The 16,293-nt window shown below is 68.8% G+C and carries 19 protein-coding genes; 11 read left to right on the forward strand and 8 right to left on the reverse strand.

Annotated features, from left to right (window positions below):
- Positions 1–90 precede the first annotated feature (90 nt).
- The gene (locus OG519_RS33795) at positions 91–1,674 is read left to right on the forward strand and encodes an IS1182 family transposase (RefSeq protein WP_405593185.1); all 1,584 of its coding nucleotides are present in this window, start codon (positions 91–93) and stop codon (positions 1,672–1,674) included.
- 435 nt (positions 1,675–2,109) lie between these two features.
- Here OG519_RS33795 and OG519_RS33800 read toward each other — a convergent pair whose 3' ends face one another.
- From OG519_RS33800 to OG519_RS33810, 3 genes are all read right to left on the reverse strand, one after another.
- On the reverse strand, positions 2,110–3,129 hold the full coding sequence (locus OG519_RS33800) for a transcriptional regulator (protein WP_405592275.1): 1,020 nt from the start codon (positions 3,127–3,129) through the stop codon (positions 2,110–2,112).
- 185 nt (positions 3,130–3,314) lie between these two features.
- Positions 3,315–3,845 carry a hypothetical protein gene (locus OG519_RS33805; protein ID WP_405592277.1) on the reverse strand — a complete coding sequence of 177 codons (531 nt, stop codon included), beginning with the start codon at positions 3,843–3,845 and terminating at the stop codon, positions 3,315–3,317.
- 712 nt (positions 3,846–4,557) lie between these two features.
- Positions 4,558–5,160: a helix-turn-helix domain-containing protein gene (locus OG519_RS33810; protein WP_405592279.1), complete on the reverse strand. Its 603-nt coding sequence runs from the start codon at positions 5,158–5,160 to the stop codon at positions 4,558–4,560.
- A 928-nt stretch (positions 5,161–6,088) separates the two neighbouring features.
- Between OG519_RS33810 and OG519_RS33815 the strand changes: the two genes are divergently transcribed.
- Positions 6,089–7,546: an NF041680 family putative transposase gene (locus tag OG519_RS33815; protein ID WP_405592281.1), complete on the forward strand. Its 1,458-nt coding sequence runs from the start codon at positions 6,089–6,091 to the stop codon at positions 7,544–7,546.
- 36 nt (positions 7,547–7,582) lie between these two features.
- On the opposite strand, the gene OG519_RS33820 is transcribed toward OG519_RS33815, so the two are convergent.
- Positions 7,583–7,957, reverse strand: a complete 375-nt coding sequence (locus tag OG519_RS33820; RefSeq protein WP_405592283.1) for a hypothetical protein — start codon at positions 7,955–7,957, stop codon at positions 7,583–7,585.
- Between the two features lie 295 nt (positions 7,958–8,252).
- Between OG519_RS33820 and OG519_RS33825 the strand changes: the two genes are divergently transcribed.
- The 6 genes from OG519_RS33825 (at position 8,253) to OG519_RS33850 (ending at position 11,935) form a co-directional block, all read left to right on the forward strand.
- Positions 8,253–9,110 (forward strand): site-specific integrase, encoded by an 858-nt coding sequence (locus OG519_RS33825; RefSeq protein ID WP_405592285.1) that lies wholly within the window; start codon positions 8,253–8,255, stop codon positions 9,108–9,110.
- A complete protein-coding gene (locus tag OG519_RS33830; RefSeq protein ID WP_405592286.1) occupies positions 9,017–9,358 on the forward strand; it encodes a tyrosine-type recombinase/integrase in 342 nt (113 codons plus the stop codon). Before OG519_RS33825 ends, OG519_RS33830 begins: the two co-directional genes overlap by 94 nt.
- Entirely contained in the window at positions 9,355–9,690 is a 336-nt protein-coding gene (locus tag OG519_RS33835; protein ID WP_405592288.1) for a helix-turn-helix domain-containing protein, read from the forward strand. Before OG519_RS33830 ends, OG519_RS33835 begins: the two co-directional genes overlap by 4 nt.
- A 2-nt stretch (positions 9,691–9,692) precedes the next feature.
- Positions 9,693–10,985 carry a hypothetical protein gene (locus OG519_RS33840; RefSeq protein WP_405592290.1) on the forward strand — a complete coding sequence of 431 codons (1,293 nt, stop codon included), beginning with the start codon at positions 9,693–9,695 and terminating at the stop codon, positions 10,983–10,985.
- A 26-nt stretch (positions 10,986–11,011) separates the two neighbouring features.
- The gene (locus OG519_RS33845) at positions 11,012–11,290 is read left to right on the forward strand and encodes a hypothetical protein (protein WP_405592292.1); all 279 of its coding nucleotides are present in this window, start codon (positions 11,012–11,014) and stop codon (positions 11,288–11,290) included.
- A 156-nt stretch (positions 11,291–11,446) separates the two neighbouring features.
- Entirely contained in the window at positions 11,447–11,935 is a 489-nt protein-coding gene (locus OG519_RS33850) for a GNAT family N-acetyltransferase (RefSeq protein ID WP_405592294.1), read from the forward strand.
- A gap of 34 nt (positions 11,936–11,969) precedes the next feature.
- On the opposite strand, the gene OG519_RS33855 is transcribed toward OG519_RS33850, so the two are convergent.
- Complete coding sequence (locus OG519_RS33855) at positions 11,970–12,125, reverse strand: hypothetical protein (RefSeq protein WP_405592296.1); 156 nt, start codon at positions 12,123–12,125, stop codon at positions 11,970–11,972.
- A 128-nt stretch (positions 12,126–12,253) separates the two neighbouring features.
- Between OG519_RS33855 and OG519_RS33860 the strand changes: the two genes are divergently transcribed.
- Both OG519_RS33860 and OG519_RS33865 read left to right on the forward strand, forming a co-directional pair.
- On the forward strand, positions 12,254–12,394 hold the full coding sequence (locus tag OG519_RS33860) for a hypothetical protein (protein WP_405592298.1): 141 nt from the start codon (positions 12,254–12,256) through the stop codon (positions 12,392–12,394).
- A gap of 35 nt (positions 12,395–12,429) precedes the next feature.
- Positions 12,430–12,735: a hypothetical protein gene (locus tag OG519_RS33865; RefSeq protein WP_405592300.1), complete on the forward strand. Its 306-nt coding sequence runs from the start codon at positions 12,430–12,432 to the stop codon at positions 12,733–12,735.
- On the opposite strand, the gene OG519_RS33870 is transcribed toward OG519_RS33865, so the two are convergent.
- From OG519_RS33870 to OG519_RS33880, 3 genes are read right to left on the reverse strand one after another with little or no spacing between them, the layout of a single operon-like run.
- Positions 12,705–13,598 carry a recombinase family protein gene (locus OG519_RS33870; protein ID WP_405592302.1) on the reverse strand — a complete coding sequence of 298 codons (894 nt, stop codon included), beginning with the start codon at positions 13,596–13,598 and terminating at the stop codon, positions 12,705–12,707. The two genes, OG519_RS33865 and OG519_RS33870, sit on opposite strands and share 31 nt — an antisense overlap.
- Before the next feature lie 52 nt (positions 13,599–13,650).
- Positions 13,651–14,160: a Tn3 family transposase gene (locus OG519_RS33875; protein WP_405592304.1), complete on the reverse strand. Its 510-nt coding sequence runs from the start codon at positions 14,158–14,160 to the stop codon at positions 13,651–13,653.
- 14 nt (positions 14,161–14,174) lie between these two features.
- Positions 14,175–15,299: an FAD-dependent oxidoreductase gene (locus OG519_RS33880; RefSeq protein WP_405592306.1), complete on the reverse strand. Its 1,125-nt coding sequence runs from the start codon at positions 15,297–15,299 to the stop codon at positions 14,175–14,177.
- Positions 15,300–15,394: 95 nt separating this feature from the next.
- Between OG519_RS33880 and OG519_RS33885 the strand changes: the two genes are divergently transcribed.
- Positions 15,395–16,120: a TetR/AcrR family transcriptional regulator gene (locus OG519_RS33885; protein WP_405592308.1), complete on the forward strand. Its 726-nt coding sequence runs from the start codon at positions 15,395–15,397 to the stop codon at positions 16,118–16,120.
- Positions 16,121–16,293 lie beyond the last annotated feature (173 nt).

Genomic DNA, 16,293 nt, shown 5'->3' on the forward strand with positions numbered 1-16,293 from the left:
CCGGTGAGCTGGTTCCTTCTCTGACCGCGCAGGTCGCGCGGGCGAGCAATCCGGTTGGTACGACGGCGATGTGGGTAAGGGACCGGCGGGCTGTGGCACGACGAGGACTTCGCCGGGTGGTACCCGCGCGACGGCCGTCCCGGTCTTTCGCCCGCCCAGCTGACCACCGTGTGTGTGCTGCAGTGCCTGCTCGGTCTGTCGGACCGGCAAGCCGCTGAGGCGGTCCGCTGCCGGATCGACTTCAAGTACGCGCTGGCCATGGAGCTGGACGATCCCGGCTTCCACCACGGTGTGCTGGCCGACTTCCGAGAGCGTCTCATCAGGGGCGACCGTGCCGACCGTCTTCTCGATCTGGCACTCACCCGACTGAAGGAGGCCGGACTGGTGCGCGAGCGCACCACGCAGCGCACCGACTCCACCCACGTCCTGGCCGCGGTGCGCGACCTCACCCGGCTGGAACTGGTCACCGAGGCCGTCCGCGCCGCGCTGGAAGAAGTAGCCCGCACTGCCTCGCACCTGCTGATCGGCCTGGTTGGCGAGGAGTGGGGGCGCCGCTACGGCGGCCCGGTCCGGTTGGGGAAGAACCCCACCCGGCCCAAGACCAGGATCCTCGCCGCGGGCGAGGACGCCTGCCGGCTGCTGGAACGCCTTCACCGGTCTGGATCGGGCTGCCGACCCGGCCCGCAGGCCGACGCGCTGAGGCAGATCGTGATGCAGAACTACTACCGCGACGAGGCGGGCCGCCTGCGCTGGCGCACCGCTGACGACGGCGGCCTGCCGCCCTCCTCCTGCGCGATCGTCTCCCTTTACGACACCACGGCGCGCTACGTCCGTCACGGCCACATCATCCGCTGGAAAGGGTTCGCCGCGCACGTCACCGAGACGTGTGACCCCGACAGCACCAACGTGATCACGGATGTGGCCACCACCTCGGCCGCCACCAACGACGGCCAGGCCCTGCCCGGCATCCACACCCGCCTGGCCCGTCGCGGGCTCCTGCCCGGCGAGCACCTGGTCGACGGCGGCCACACCTCCCCGGTCCACCTGGAACGCGCCGCCCGCGAACACCAGATCACCGTCAGCGGCCCGCTACCGGGCAACCCCACCCGCCAGCACAGGAAAGGCGAAGGCTTCGACCGGGACGACTTCCACATCGACTCCGACCGCCGCCAGGTCACCTGCCCCCAGGGCCAGGTCAGCGCGGGATGGCACAGCCCCTACCCGACCTCCTCGCCCACCGCCGCACCCCTGATCGTGGCCCGGTTCACCAAGAGCCAGTGCCGCCCCTGCCCGGCCCGCACACAATGCACCACCACCGCCGACAGCGCCCGAAACGTGGGCTTTCCCCCGCGAGAACTCCGCGACCTGCAACTCCGCGTCCGGGCCGAACAACAGACACCCGACTGGAAGACCCGCTACGCGGTCCGCTCCGGAGTCGAGGGCACCATCAACGAGCTTGCCCACGGACACGCAATGCGCCACTGCCGCTACCGAGGACAGCCCAAAGCCCACCTGCAACACGTCCTCACGGCCATCGCCGTGAACATCGAACGACTCAGCCGCTGGTCAGTCATCGAGGACGCCCCTCCAGGGAGACCGCCAACAGCCTTCCAGACCTTCCTGGACCAGCAGGGAATCCCCCGGCCGAAGTCCTGGCGCACCCTCGGCACCTGACCGCGTCCAAGATCACCGACAGAGTCAAGCTTAGGCATGGAGCTCAGTGAGGAGCAGGTAGGCGCTCTGCAGAACCATCTCCGCGATGGCCCTGATCTCGATTTTGACAGTGACCCGCGCAGTCAGATCCGTTGGCGAACCGCTGCGGTCATCTATCTCCGCGGCACGGTGCCGCCTGAGCACCAGCTATGGCGAATGCACGACCGCTGGGATCACTGCACCCTCCCGGCCCGCTACCCGAGCATCGCGCACTACATCTTCGCGGAGGACTGGGGGCCGGTCCTGGGAGCGATTGAGGTAGTACTACAGGGCCAGATCTTGATCATCTGGAGTCGTCGCCGGACACCAGCCGGGGCAGGGCCGCGCTACCCCCCGGTGCTCACCGAACGCACCCGGACGGCTGGCTTCCGCCAGCCCGTGGGGAACGCGCGGGCGTCATCCCGGCGGTGCGGTGAGCGGCAGATCGCCGTGCAGCACCGCGTCGCCGAGCGGGGTGAGAGTATGCAGCACGCGGCCGTTGGCCGATACCGTCCGCGCCAGGCCGGCGGTCCGCAGTCTGCTGATGTGCATGCTGGCGCTGGCCGGTGAGATCGACAGCATCCTGGCCAGCGCGCCGGTGGTGGCACTGTGGGTCAGACCGGCCAGCACCCGGGCCCTGGTCGGGCCGAGCAGGTCGGCGAGCGCCTGCGGACGGCAGGCCCGGGTGGCGGCCGGCGCCCAGCCCCGCGAGTGGTCGACGGGGTAGACCACGACCGGCGGCAGTTGCGGGTCGACGAGCACCACGGGCATCCTCGAACAGAAATACGACGGGATAAGGCGGATGCCGCGCCCCCGCAGGTGGACGTCCATGGGCGCGGGGTAGCGGGCCTCAAGCACCGGGTCGTCCCAGCACAGCATCGGGCGCAACGACTCCAGCAGGCCGATCACCCCGCCGTCCCGGATGGCCTGGGCGCGCACCGCCCGGTCGGCCTCGATGGCCACGGCCACCTCGCCCCACCCCGGCTCGACCACGGTGCGGTGCAGCAGTCTGACCGCGTCGGCCAGTTCAGCGGTCTGCCCCCGTTCGCCCTCGGCCAGCCGCCCGGCCCAACGGGGCAGGTGCCGGGTGCGGGCCAGCTCCGCGATGTCTCGGCGCAGGTACGGGCGCGGGGTCGCGCGTAGTGCCTCAAGACCGGCGGTCAGTCCGTCTTCCGACTCGGCGGGGGTGAGGAAGTCGGGGAAGTACTCGGCCTCCGCCGGAGCGAGGGTCTGCAGCATCCGTAACGCGCCGCCGATCCCGGTGTCCCGGACCTGGGCCCGGACCCGGTTGCGCCAGGCCGTCAGCGGAAGGGGCAGCCGGTGCCGCGGGCCGGTGAGCACATGGAGGGCCAGCACCACTTCCCACAATGGCTCGGGGGAGGTAGCCACCCGGGTCCGGGCGAGATCCCGGTCAGTGAAGTGAATTCGCAGCACCACGCCCCCGCATCAGCCGCGCCAGGGAGGTCAGACATCCTGAACGGACTTCCACTCTGGGAGCATTGGGGAAACCACCGTCGATCGCAAGAGTGCCGTCGGTCGTCTTCCGGTCGCGGGCCGTCCGGATTTCGCGGCGGAGCCGCCCCCGGTGGGTCCGGGGGCGGCTCCGTGGGCAGCGTCTCGGCTCAGCAGGGACGGAGCGACCAGACGGGGGCCCAGTCCGCGTTCCTCGACTCGTAGGCCGTCGACGTCCAGATCTGGTTGCCGGCCTGGCCGTAGAACCTGGCAACCGTGCCCGTCGTCTGGTTGTTGATGAAGAGACTGGTTCCGTACCAGTTGTTGACGTACCACAGCTGGCACTTGTAGAAGTCGAAGTTGGTGCCCCGGACGGTCATGCACAGGTGTCCGTAGGCGCAGGTGAGGAAGGGGCTGACGACGGATTTCGCGCTGGACGCGGCCGAGTAGCCCGGGTCGAGGGTAACGGTGAGGCCGTCGTACTCGACCTTTGTCGCGGACACCTGGCGGCCCCCCGGTTGTCCGGCGAGGACCGCGTCGACCCGCTGCTGCAGGCTCGATGCCTGCGTTGTGGACATGCCGATCGCACGGGCCTCCGCACGGAAGCCGGGCTGCGGTGTCGCGGCGGACGCCACGGCGGTCGAGCCGGCCAGCAACGCGGCTGCGGCGAACAGGGTCGCGGCAAACCTTCTGATGTTCATGTCTCTCCTGTGTGGCATCGGGTGCTGCGACGGCCGGCGGCCGCCGCGTCGTCTGTCCCCATCAGCGTGAGGGCGCACGCAAAAGAGGGCCAGCGCCTTCAGCGGTAGCCGAAAACACAAGGTCAGAGCCATTTCAGAGAGGATTGCGGGACGAAAAACCGCCACCATTGACGTAGTGGGGCGAAGATCATGATTCCCGGCGCGGCGGCAGGAGAGGGGATGGGTGGTATGGCGCGGCCGGGGCGGAGTGACACTCCGCCCCGGCCGCCGCTCCGCCGCTCGGGGGTACCGATGGGGGATCAGCCAGTGGCCACCAGGGCCGCGTCCACCCCGGTGCGGGGGCTGCCGAGGCCGGTCACGAAGTCGCAGCCGGCGCCCGGCGCGCAGATGGCCGGGCACGGACCGTCGCCCTGGGCCCGAGACGATGTCACCCAGGTGGCCGGCGACTGCGTAGACGGCCTGCTCCGCCGAGCCGTTCGCCGAGGTGAGCCGGGCCTTGCCTGCGGTGGCGCGCAGTTGGTCGGCCGAGGCGAGGATCGCCGCCCAGGTGGGTGCGCCGAGGCTGGTGCCGCCGACCTGGAACCAGCCGGACTTGCCGTAGGGCCCCACGCTGTCGTAGACCGCGACGCCGGTCGACGGGTCCGCGTCGAAACTGACGTCCGGGGTCCCGCGACCGCCGGTCACCACCCCCTTCTGATAGGCGGGCGTCGGCTCAACGTAGCTGCGCCCGCCACCGCTGCCGGCCCAGGCCGTCGTTCAGGAGCCGGTACACCTCGTCCTGCGGGAGAAAGGCCGTACTGTCGCCGTTGCGGATCGGGACCGTCCAGCTGTTCTTGATGAACTGTCCGTTCTCGGTGATGCCCCGGGTGACCATCGCCCACCGGTCGGCCTCGGGCAGTGGCGGCACCTCGATCACGAAGTAGTGCCCGGACGCCTCCGGGTCGCCCTCGGGGTGGTCGTACCAGAAGAACTTCACCTTGAGCAGCGGGCGTACGTACTCCGTGATGACGTCCTTGTAATTCGTGCTGTCGACCAGCTTCCTGTCGAAGGGCGTCACCTTCTCCGCCACCTCGAAGAGCTCATGCTTCTTCTTCGTCGCCTTGAAGCCGCACACGATCAGGCCCCCGCCCGCGTTCGAGAACGCGACGACGTCCTTGGCGAGCTCGAACTTGCCCATGTCGGTGCCCAAGTTGTACGGCCCCTCGGGCGGGACGCTCTTGAAGCCGACCCACTCGCTCTCCGGCGTGCCCACGATCTCGTACGGCTGCTGCGCGGCGAGAAAGGAGATGAGCTGAACCATGCTGTCGGCGGCCATGGAGCCGGAGCCTATGCTCACGAGGTGCTGCCCGCAGGAGAGTTGCTGCGATATGTCCTGTGACCATCTGGTGCGTAAACCGTTGCGCCTGCACGTGAGACATCTCCTACGCTGGCTGTACCAGCATCCCGGAGTCTGCCCAGGTCACCGCCCCCTACGGGCGTTGAGAGTGAGGGATGGGTGGCGCGGACGTCCCGGGGATCGGGTTGCGCTCGCCGGTGTTGCGCGTCGGCGCCGCCGCCGTACCGGAGCGTTATACGACCTCCGGCGTCCGGCCCTCGCCCCGGACCCCGTACGACGGCCCGCGTGTGGTGACCGTCGTACGGGGTGAGCCGCTGGTGATCCCGGCTCGGACCGGGTCCATCAGGTCGGCGGATGTGGGATCAGCGGGTGCGGCGGGTCAGCGCTGCTGGATCCACCAGATGATCCACCCGGTTCCGCTCGCGCCCACCGCGCCGGCGGAGCCGCGGACGATGCCGTGGCCCGCCGTACGGGCGAGGGCGCGCAGGCGACGACGGCGGCTGTCCAGCAGCTGCCGCAGCCGGCCCCGGATCCGGGACCAGATGCGGGGCGGCTTGCCGTCGTCCTGGTGATGCCGGGTCGACGCCGGCTGATGGGTGCCCTTAGTCGCTGTTGTCGTTCCGAGAGCATCGCGAATCGTGAAACATGCGAACCCGCGACGTTGTAGTGCCGACTGCCTGTCGAAGTGCCGACTGCGGGGTCCATCCACTGTCTGATCAGGCATTTTGTCTACTACTTCAAGGCGGTCAGTCGACGTCGTAGACGTGGTGACAGGGTCTCAGCTTGGCGTTTAACCTCGCACGTCACCCGACCTGCTGATCTGCGGTTCTTCACGGGACAACGGGGACGGCCGTTCTCCACGCTTCGAGATGTCGAGTAACGAAGCACGGGAGAACGGCCGCTGTGTATGAGTCTGCCTGTCGCCGGGTCCGCCGGTGATGCGTTGGGTGTCCTGTCCCGCTTTCGGGTCGAGTTCTACGAGTCCTTGTACGCCCGCGCGGATGCGCTCTTCGAGCTCACGGACGCGGTGCTATGTACGGACGGGCCGGTGAGGACGCTGGTCGAGCTGTGCCTGGCTGCCGAGCATCGGCGTGGACACGGCGCCCTGTACGCCGCGTTGGACCGGGGCTGGTGCAAGCCTGCCCGCCTGCGCCGCGCCCTGGCCGGCCTGCCGCTGCCGCGGGCGGCCGGCGGGCGGATCGTGCTGGCCGTCGACGTCAGCAACTGGCTGCGGCCTGACGCCCCCACCAGCGACGACCGGTTGTTCTGCCATGTCTACGGGCGTGGGAACCGCAGCAAGGACCAGTTCGTGCCCGGCTGGCCGTACTCCTTCGTCGCGGCCCTGGAGACTGGCCGGACCTCCTGGACCGCGCTGCTGGACGCTCTCCGCCTGGGGCAGGCTGACGACGCGACGGCGGTCACCGCAACCCAACTCCGCGATGTCGTGGCCCGGTTGATGCACACCGGGCAGTGGCGCGAGGGCGACCCGGAGATCTGGGTCGTCATGGACTCCGGCTACGACGTCGCCTTCCTCTCCCATGCGCTCGCGGACCTGCCCGTCGTCCTGGTCGGACGCCTGCGCGCGGACCGCGTGATGCTCCGCGACGCCGGGCCCGCCCACTGCGGCCCGAAGGGCGGCCGGCCCCGCAAGCACGGCGGTGTCCTGTCCCTGGCACGGCCCGACAGCTGGCACGAACCCGACGTCACCACCGTCACCGACACCACCCGCTACGGCAAAGCCGAAGCGATGGCCTGGGACCGGATACACCCCCGGCTCACCCACCGCGGTCCCTGGCTGGACCTGGCAAAGGAGGAACTACCCGTCCTGCACGGCACGTTGATGCGGCTGAAAGTCGAGCGCCTGCCAGGCGACCGCGACCCCAAACCGGTCTGGCTCTGGATCTCCTCCACCGCCGCCGCACCGGCGGACGTGGACCGCTGGTGGCAGGCATTCCTCCGCAGGTTCGATCTCGAACACACCTTCCGACTCATGAAACAGACCCTCGGCTGGACCGCCCCAAAGATCCGGCACGCGGACACCGCCGACCTGTGGACCTGGCTGATCATCGCCGCCCACACCCAGCTCCGCCTGGCCCGCCCGCTCACCGAGGACCTGCGTCGCCCCTGGGAACGGCCCGCCGAGCCTCGCCAGCTCACCCCCGCCTGGGTGCGGCGGGGGTTTCGCAACGTCCGCGCGACGGCAGCCCGTCCGGCGGCCGCACCAAAACCGTCCCGGCCAGGGCCCGGACGGCCTCCCGGCTCGAAGAACAAGCACCGCGCCAAGCACCACGACGTCGGCAAGACCGTCAAACGCGCCGAGTCGATCAAGGAACACCAAGCCCGCCGAGGGTTAACGTCAAGCTGAGCTTGTCTTTTATGGTCAGAAGCTGTTTGCACAACCTCACGGCGATGGAAGTGGCGCGGGTGTGTCGCCGGGCGGCCACCAGTGAGTGCCGTAGTAAATGTGCTTCGCCCAGAAGTCGGGGTCCTCGTGATAGGCGATGTCCGAGCCCACGATCCACGTCCGCGGAGTCCGCCCGTCGTCCCCGGGCTCACACCAGTGACGAACGATGCGCGCGGCCGCCTCACCTGGGGTGATGCCGAATTCCGTCGACAACTGGTGGGCGACAGCACGACAGAACTGCAACGCCTCGGCGTCCCCGGCGCACGGGAACTCCTCGTCCGACCGAAGAACCGATTCGTGGACGAGATACTCCACGGGCCCGGGCAGGCCACCGACGCCGACAGGCACGCGAGTTGCGATCTTGTCCTGCAAGGCCGACACAGTCAGCCCGTACTCTCCGAGGAAGCGATCCAAGTCCCGCTCGACGCCGATGCATACGTACCGGGCAGGAGCAGGATCACGAGGCGCAGGCACAACTACATGATGCCAGCGCCCCGGCACAGTTGAGGCCGTCACCAGCAACCACGAGCGACGCCGTGTTCGATTTCTGACCATAAAAGACAAGCTCAGGCGAGGCCCGGAGATCGCACTGCGGGCTGCTGACCTGTACAGTCGCCTGCGATTCGCATAAAGTGCGAATCTTTCGCATGGCGTGCGAGGAGTGGATGTGCGGGTTTCCGAGGGTGCTGCCGGACTTCATCTGGTGCAGGACGTCCCGCTGCTGCACCCGGAAGAGCAGGTGTTCCAGGCGATGCTCGACGGGTGGAGGAACCAGCAGCTCGCCCGGAACCTCAGCTTCGGCACCGTGGAGTCCCGCGAGCGCCTCGTCCGCCGGTTCCGGCACTTCGCCGACGCCGGGCCGTGGGCCTGGGCGGCGGCAGATGCCGACGAGTTCTTCACCGACGCGCGAGCGGTGAAGAACGTCAGCCACTCCACGCTGCTCGGCTACCAGACCACACTGCGGCAGTTCTGCAGCTACCTGACCGATCCTCACTATGGTTGGCCGGCCGAATGCGAGAAGCGCTTCGGCACCCACCCCATACAGATCTGCACCGAATGGAACACCGGCCGCCATGTCCAAGAGGCCATGGGACGCCCGGGAAGACGAGCGCTCACCCACGACGAACTTCAGGCCGTGTTCGACTACGCGGATGACCGGGCCGAGGCCGCGCAGTCCTCCGGTCGAAAGGGCTGGACCAGCGCCTTCCGCGACTCCGTGCTGCTCAAGACGGCGTACGCCTGGGGCCTGCGCCGAAACGAGGTCGCCCGCCTGGAACTCTGCGACCTGGCGAGCAACCCCAAGGCCCCCGAGTTCGGCCACTACGGCATCGTCCGAGTGCGCTTCGGCAAGGCGATGCGGGGCTCACCGCCCAAGCGCCGCTCGGTACTTACGGCTCCGCTCTTCGACTGGGCCGTGGACTCCCTTCGGCAATGGACCGAGGAGCTCCCCCCGCCCTCGCCGCCGACGGCAACACCTCCCTCTGGCCCTCCGAGCGTGGCGCCCGGCTGTCCGCCAGCTCGGTGAGCACGATCTTCACCCGCTGCCGCAAGGACCTCGCCCTGGACGAGGGGCTCGATTTCCACTCCCTTCGACGGAGCTACGTCAGCCACCTCATCGAGGTCGGCTACGACGAACTCTTCGTCCAGCAACAGGTCGGCCACGAGCACGCCTCCACCACCTCGCTCTACGCGCACGTCTCGCCCGACTACCGGGCCCGCACCGTCCGTACCGCGCTGGACCGCATCACGGCCCCGCTCAGGGAGACCAAGTGACCCGACAGACGATCACCTACTCCTGGCGGCTTCGCGAGATCATGGCCGCCCGCGGCCTGCACAACATCTCCGACCTGATCCCGCTCCTGACCGAACGCGGCATCACCCTGTCCGCCTCGCAGATCTACCGCCTCGTAAGCACCCGTCCGGACCGGATCTCCCTGACCGTCCTCGGAGCCCTGACCCATGCGTTGGAATGCACCGTCGAGGACCTGTGCGCCTTCCGCGTCGAGGCCGTCGCGGCGCCCAAGGCGGTCAACGCCGGCCCCGCTGGCATCAAGCTGAACAGCACGATCCGCCCCAAGCGCGCCCGCGTCCGCCGAACCGACTGACCATGACGGAACGGATATGCCCCCGCTGTCGACACCTGGGTGAACAGCACTGCTGGTGGGCACACCGCCCCGACGGTGTGATCTGCCCCGGCTGCCACCTCACCGAACGGATCACCGAGCTCCTAGACGACGGCACCGGCCAGGTCGCCCCCTCGTTGTTGCCCCTGCACCGAGCCGTCTGCACCCAGCCCAACCCCGGCACCGGGCTTGTCTGGCTGGCCGGCAACCGGCACATCGCCCCGCTGCTGGCCGGTCTGGCCACCGGCCGACTCCCCCTCAAGCACGAGACCTTCGATGACCACCCGTCGCCGCAGTCCGTCATGCACCTGCGCGACCTGCTCGTCCAGCACCCGATTCTCGAACACCGGGACCGCTACCTCGTCCTCTTCGAGAACTGGCTCCGCCGCACCCTCGACACCATCCAACTGGACGAGGACCTGCAACTCGTCCGGCGCTTCGCCACCTGGCACAGCCTGCGCCAACTCCGTCAACGCGCGGCCCGCGAACCGCTCGCCCCGGGGCTGACCGCCCGCCACCGACGCGAGATCAACTCAGCATGCATCTTCCTGGCCTGGCTGCGCGAGCACGGCGCCACCCCACCTACGTGCACCCAGGCCCAGCTCGACGCCTGGATCACCACCGGGAACAGCAGCCGCCAAGACAGCCGAGCGTTCATCGTCTGGGCCGGCAAGAACGGCAGCATGGCCCGCCACCTGCGGCTTCCGTATCACCAGCGCACGCCACGCGACACCATCACCCAGGAACAGCGGCTACAGCTCCTGCGCGGCCTCCTCGACCCTCACGCCAACACGTTCCTCCGCGACCGCGCGGCAGCCCTCCTCCTGGCACTGTTCGCCCAGCCCCTGACCCGCATCGCCGCGCTCACCATGGACGACCTCGACCTCAGCAGCGACGAAGTCCGCATCACCCTCGGACCCCACGGCCCGGTCCCGGTCCCCGAGCCCTTCGGACAAGTACTCCGCGATCACGCCGAGAACCGCGGCCCTCGCAACATCACAGCCAACCGGGTGAGTCCGTGGCTCTTCCCCGGTAACCGCCCTGGGCAGCACATTCACTCCACTTACCTGATGAACCAGCTGGCCAAAAACGGCATCCACCTGCTCGGCACCCGGCTCGCCGCGATCCGAGCCCTGGTCCAGGAGATGCCGCCCGCCGTCGCCGCCCAGGCGCTGGGCTACACAGCCGAATGCGCCGAGGACCACGCCATCCAGGCCGGAGCCCGCTGGGCAACCTACGCCTCCCACCGACGCCAACCCGACCGACAGACGAAGTGATGCCACCAACAGAAGGGAACACCCCCATGCCCGATGAACTCGAACGGCCGCTCAGCGAACTCCACACTGGCGAACTCGTCCAAGCAACGATCACCAGCCACCAGCCCTGGGGCTTCATCGCGACGATCAATGGATACGAGCCGGTCGGCGCGTCGCTGGACGTCATCCGTCGCGGCAGAGAGCCGGGAGTACGCGAACTGGCCCACAGTCTCCCGGCGGTGGGAACCACCATCGAGCTGGTTGTCGGCGAAGTACGCCGATGGGCCCACGCGCCCTGGATCTGGGTCGATCTCACGAGCAACTGACTGGCTCACCAAGCCCGCCAACACCGCCTGAACCCGGCCAACTCACGACGGCTCAATACGCGATGCCATCAGTATGGCAGGCAGCCTCGGCATCTCGGGTGTGCTTCGGGTGGAAAAGGCGTTGGGGGTATCGCAGGCGTACGGCATCCTGTCCGCATGTTGATCAGGGAAGCCAGCACGGAGGATTGGCCCGCGATCTGGCCCTTCTTTCATACGATCGTCGCCGCAGGTGAGACCTTCACCTATCCGACGGATCTTGATGAAGACCAAGGTCGCGACTGGTGGGTACTGTCGGCTCCGAACCGTACGGTCGTCGCAGTGGACGACTCAGGGGCGGTCGTGGGGACCGCAAAGATGAATCGCAACCACATGGGCAAGGGGTCGCATATCGCGAGCGCCAGTTACATGGTGGACCCGGTGCACGCGGGGCAGGGCGTGGGGCGCGCGCTGTGCGAGTACACAGTGGACTGGGCGCGTGCAGCGGGCTACCGCGCGATGCAGTTCAACGCGGTTGTAGAGACGAACGTCCATGCGGTGAAGCTCTACCGGTCGCTCGGCTTCGAGGTACTGGGCACATTGCCGGAGGGCTTCCGGCATCCCACAGCCGGCTATGTCGGGCTGCACGTCATGTACCGCCCGCTCTGAATGCCTCTGAACCTCGGAGCCGGGTGGGACTGCCTCAGCAATCGACATCGAGCTGGCCGATGACGAGCATCTGTGAGCCCTGGCCGCGCTTGAGGCCGTCGTCGGGAACGACGACGCCGCGCTGGCTGTGCTGGCGGGCGGCGCGGGGGAGCGGCCGCTGCCGGAGCTGCTGGCCGCGTACGGGAAGCACACGCTCCAGCGGATCCTGCTCGCCGCTTTCGGCATCACCGCCGGGACTGGTGGCGACGGCATGGGCCGGCGCCTTGCGGAGCTCAATGCCGACCCGCAGGCCCGCCTCACTTTCCTGAGCAGGCGGCCTTGGCCGGCGGCGACCTGGCCACGGCGAAGCGGATCGGGATCTCGGTCCTGGGGGCGGTCCACGCGTTCACCGACGCCGACAACGACGACGCGCTGACTCTGCTGCGCGCGCTGCGCAACGAGGTCCTCCAGTCCGGTTGAGCCGGTAGGCAGCCCGGCCCCGGGCGGTGTGCTGGGTGTGGCAGCCGAAGGACGCGAAGGACGTCCCGCCCGAGGTGCGCCGCGCCGCGACGCTGCCGGCGGCGCGGGCGGAGCAACTGGCGACGCGGTACGAGCGGCCGGAGGCGTACCACGGGCGAGAGGCGTGGTGGGTCCTCGGCCTGGTCTACGAGATGCTCACCGAACGGTCCGCGGAGCTGCTGCCGGACCGGGCTGCGTTGCGGGCCGCCGTGGAGGTCAGCGACCTGGCGGCCGTCGACGTCGCCATGGAGCCGGCCCTGCGCTCGCGTAGCTACGGCAGAGGGACAAGTAGCTCAGAGTGACCGGGGTTGGTGGTCAGCTGGTCATGTCCGCGCAGCATCCGCATGACGGTGGCGGGTGAGGGGTGCCGGCCCTTCTTCGCGCCGGTGGTGACGACGAGGCGCTTGGCGATGTCGCGCAGGCTCATCTCCTGGTCGCGTAGGTGGAGGGCCATGGAGAGTATGGAGTCGTTGGTGACGCCGAGGCCGCCGATGGTCTTGCCGCGCTTGCGGGCGGACGCGTGGCCTTCGAGGGTGCGGTCGCGGATGTACTCGCGCTCCATCCCGGACATTGCGGCCAGCACAGTGAACACGATGCCGGAGGAGTCGTGCGATCCCTTCAGCTCCCCGGTGAGGAACTCCAGGCCGACGTCGCCAGCCTTCAGCTCCTCGGCGAGCATGGCCAGTTCGATGCCGCGGCCGAGCCGCTTGTGCTCGTGGACGACGAGGGTGACGGCGACGCCGGAGGAGCGGATCTCCCCGGCGAGCCTCACTGCGGCCTCCAGCTCGGGGCGCCGGGTGGCGCGGGTGGAGATCTTCTCCGAGAAGACCCGGGCCACCCCTGCTTCGGCGAGGGAGTCGAGCTGTGCGTCGAGGGACTGCCGGGCGGTCGAGGCTCGGGCGTACCCGAGGCGGACGTGTCCGGCCGGTGTGGTGCCGGTGCTCGCGGGCCGGGGCAGCTCGGTCCACACCGAGCCGGGCCTGCGAACGGCCGGGGTCGGGACACTGAGGACCTCGGCGAGCTGGGGCATGAGGCGGAAGCGGGCGGTGTGGTATTGGATGGCGACCTTGCCCTTGCCGGTGCGGCACGGGGAGCCGGCGGGGGCGGCGCAGGTGGACATCGGGCAGGGTTGCGATTCCACGCGTTTGAAGTCGTCGTCGCTCACGCCCCCAGCTGTTTCATGAGGGTGTTTCAGACGTCCACCCATTTGCAACACCTCATGAAACATGATCGCCGCAGGTGAACCGCCGGATGGTGGGCCGTTTCATAGGGGACCACCTATGAAACGCCGACAACGCCCCGGCGCAACGGACTCCACGAGCCCAAGACCATCCCGTGGCCCCTTTTGGCCTCCCTCTGGACCCCGGTGGAGCGTCTTGAAGATGCGGCCGTAGTGCGCGAAGGCGTCGCCCGGGCCGGTCATCCGGTCGCCGCTCGTCATCATCCGCAGCAGGTCGAAGGCGCGGACCGTGCCGGTTCACAGGGAGCCGGCCACCCGCAGCATGTCCTCCCGGTGCCCGCGCACCCGGTCCACTTGGATGCACTGGCGCGAGACCGGCTCTAGCGGCTCGTAGTCGGCCGCCAGGCCGAACGCGCCACAGCCTCACGTCGGAGATGTCCGCGGTCCTGAGGGAGAACCGGTAGCCGCAGACCGCGAAGAGTCCGAAGACCAGGTCGCTGTATGAACTGGTATGTCCATGACCGGACGGGTCCGGTCGATCGCACAAGGTGAATTTCGGCCTCAGGACAGTTTCGCTTCGGGGGCGAAGGCGGGCAGCTTCTCGAGACTGCTGCGTACGGCCTCGGCGCCGTACTCGAACATCTGCCGCTCGTAGTCGTCGACCGCGCTGAGCAGATCCTGGCGGCCCTCGTTGGCCTCGATCAGGCAGCGGCGCAACAGGTCGGCATCGCGCAGCGCGGTGTTCGCGCCGTTGCCGCCGGTCGGAGAGGTGGCGTGGATCGCGTCGCCGAGCAGCGTGACCGGGCCGGACGCCCAGCGCTCACCGGGCTTGATCACCCGGATGGACAGCAGCGTGCTGTTGTCCGGGTCGGCCTGCTCGATCAGCGCGCGCAGCTCCGGGTGCCAGCCCTCCATCCTGGACAGCACGGCGTCCTGCGCGGTCAGGTCCTCCAGCGAGCTGTTCGGCGGCAGGATCATGGCCCAGCGCACGTAGTCGCCGATGTCGGGCAGCGTGACTTCAGGGGCCAGTTGCTCGGCGGCCTGCTTCGGCGGGGTTCGGAAGCGCATCGCGCCGAGCAGCAGGCTGACGCCGCCGCCCGTGATCTTCGAGCCGTATGCCTTGGACAGGCTGGCGAACTCGTCGGTCACCGGGGTGCGGCCGATGACGAACCGGACGCCGGTGTCGGTCGGGGTGGTCTGCGGCGACAACACCCCGCGGACCGCGGAGGTGACGCCGTCCGCGCCGACGAGCAGGTCGGCGGTGGCCGGGTCGCGGCGGGCGAACCGGGCTTGGACATTGCCGTCGGGCAGCACGTTGTAGCGGGTCAGAGCGGCATCGGTGTGCACGGTGAGGCCGGTCAGCAACAGGTGTCGCAGCACCTGCCGGTCGACCACGATGCCGGTCCGGCCCGCGCCGAGCCTGCCGATCTCGTTCAGCTGCGGGTCCAGGATCAGCTGCTCGGCGGAGGCGTCCATGACGATCTCGTCCAGCAGCGGGTGCCAGCGCGTCGGCAGGCAGTCGCGCACCGCCTGGAAACCGATCCGGTTCAGCACGAGCCGGTAGCCCTGGAACCGTGCGACGACCCCTGGGTCGCGCTCGAACACATCGGCCTCGATCCCGGCACCACGCAGACCCTGCGCGAGAGCCAGACCTCCCAGACCGGCTCCGACAACGGAAACTCGCATCACACACCTCCGGGACATCGATACGAACTTAGTTCGTTCTAACGATCTAAGTTCTACCTAACGAACTTAGATCGTGTCAAGCTATAGTGGCTTGCATGTCCGCCGATCCCAGCCAACACCGCGCAGCTCGCCACGCCCAACCCGCAGCGGAGGCCGCCGCGTCGGCACCACGCAAGAAGCCGATCACCGTCGAACGGATCACCGACGCCGCCCTGGAAGTCGTCGGCACCGAGGGGTATGACGCGCTGACCATCCGCCGGGTCGCCGCCGTGCTCGGCACCGGTCCGTCGTCGCTGTACGCGCACATCGTCAACAAGGACGACATCGATGACCTGCTGATCGGCAGACTCTACGCCGAGGTCGTGCTCCCCGAACCGGACCCGGCCGCCTGGCGCGAGCAACTGCTCGGGGTGTACACACAGATCCGCGACCTGTACCTGAAATACCCCGGAGTCTCGCGCGCCGCGCTGGCCGTGGTGCCGACCAACCTGGAAACGCTGCGGGTCGGCGAAGGAATCCTGGCGATCCTGCTCGCGGGCGGCATCGAACCGAGAACGGCCGGATGGGCCCGCGACGCGCTGTCCCTCTACGTCAGCGCCTATGCGCTGGAACAGTCGCTGGTCCGGCAACGTCGCCGGCACCAGGATCAGGAATGGGTGCTCAGCGACGAGGAGTTGTTGGACCGCTTGACCGCACTGCCTGCCGGGAAGTTCCCGCAGACTCGACGCCATGCCGCCGAGCTGATCTCCGGCACCGGACACGACCGCTTCGAGTTCGCCCTCGGCCTGCTCGTGAACAATCTGCGGCCGGCATCCGGTTGACCTGTGGCGTGCGGTGGCCGCAGGGATTCACGTGCGTCCAGAACAACCGCCTTGCCCACCAACCGTCCGATCTGCCCCGGGGCCGGCGGCTCGATGTGGTCGTTACGACACCGGGCCACCACCGCCGCCGCCAGCCGATCCCGCGACAACTCCACCGGACACAACTCGGCTTG

Source organism: Streptomyces sp. NBC_01190 (assembly GCF_045039895.1).
Taxonomy (GTDB): Bacteria; Actinomycetota; Actinomycetes; order Streptomycetales; family Streptomycetaceae; genus Actinacidiphila.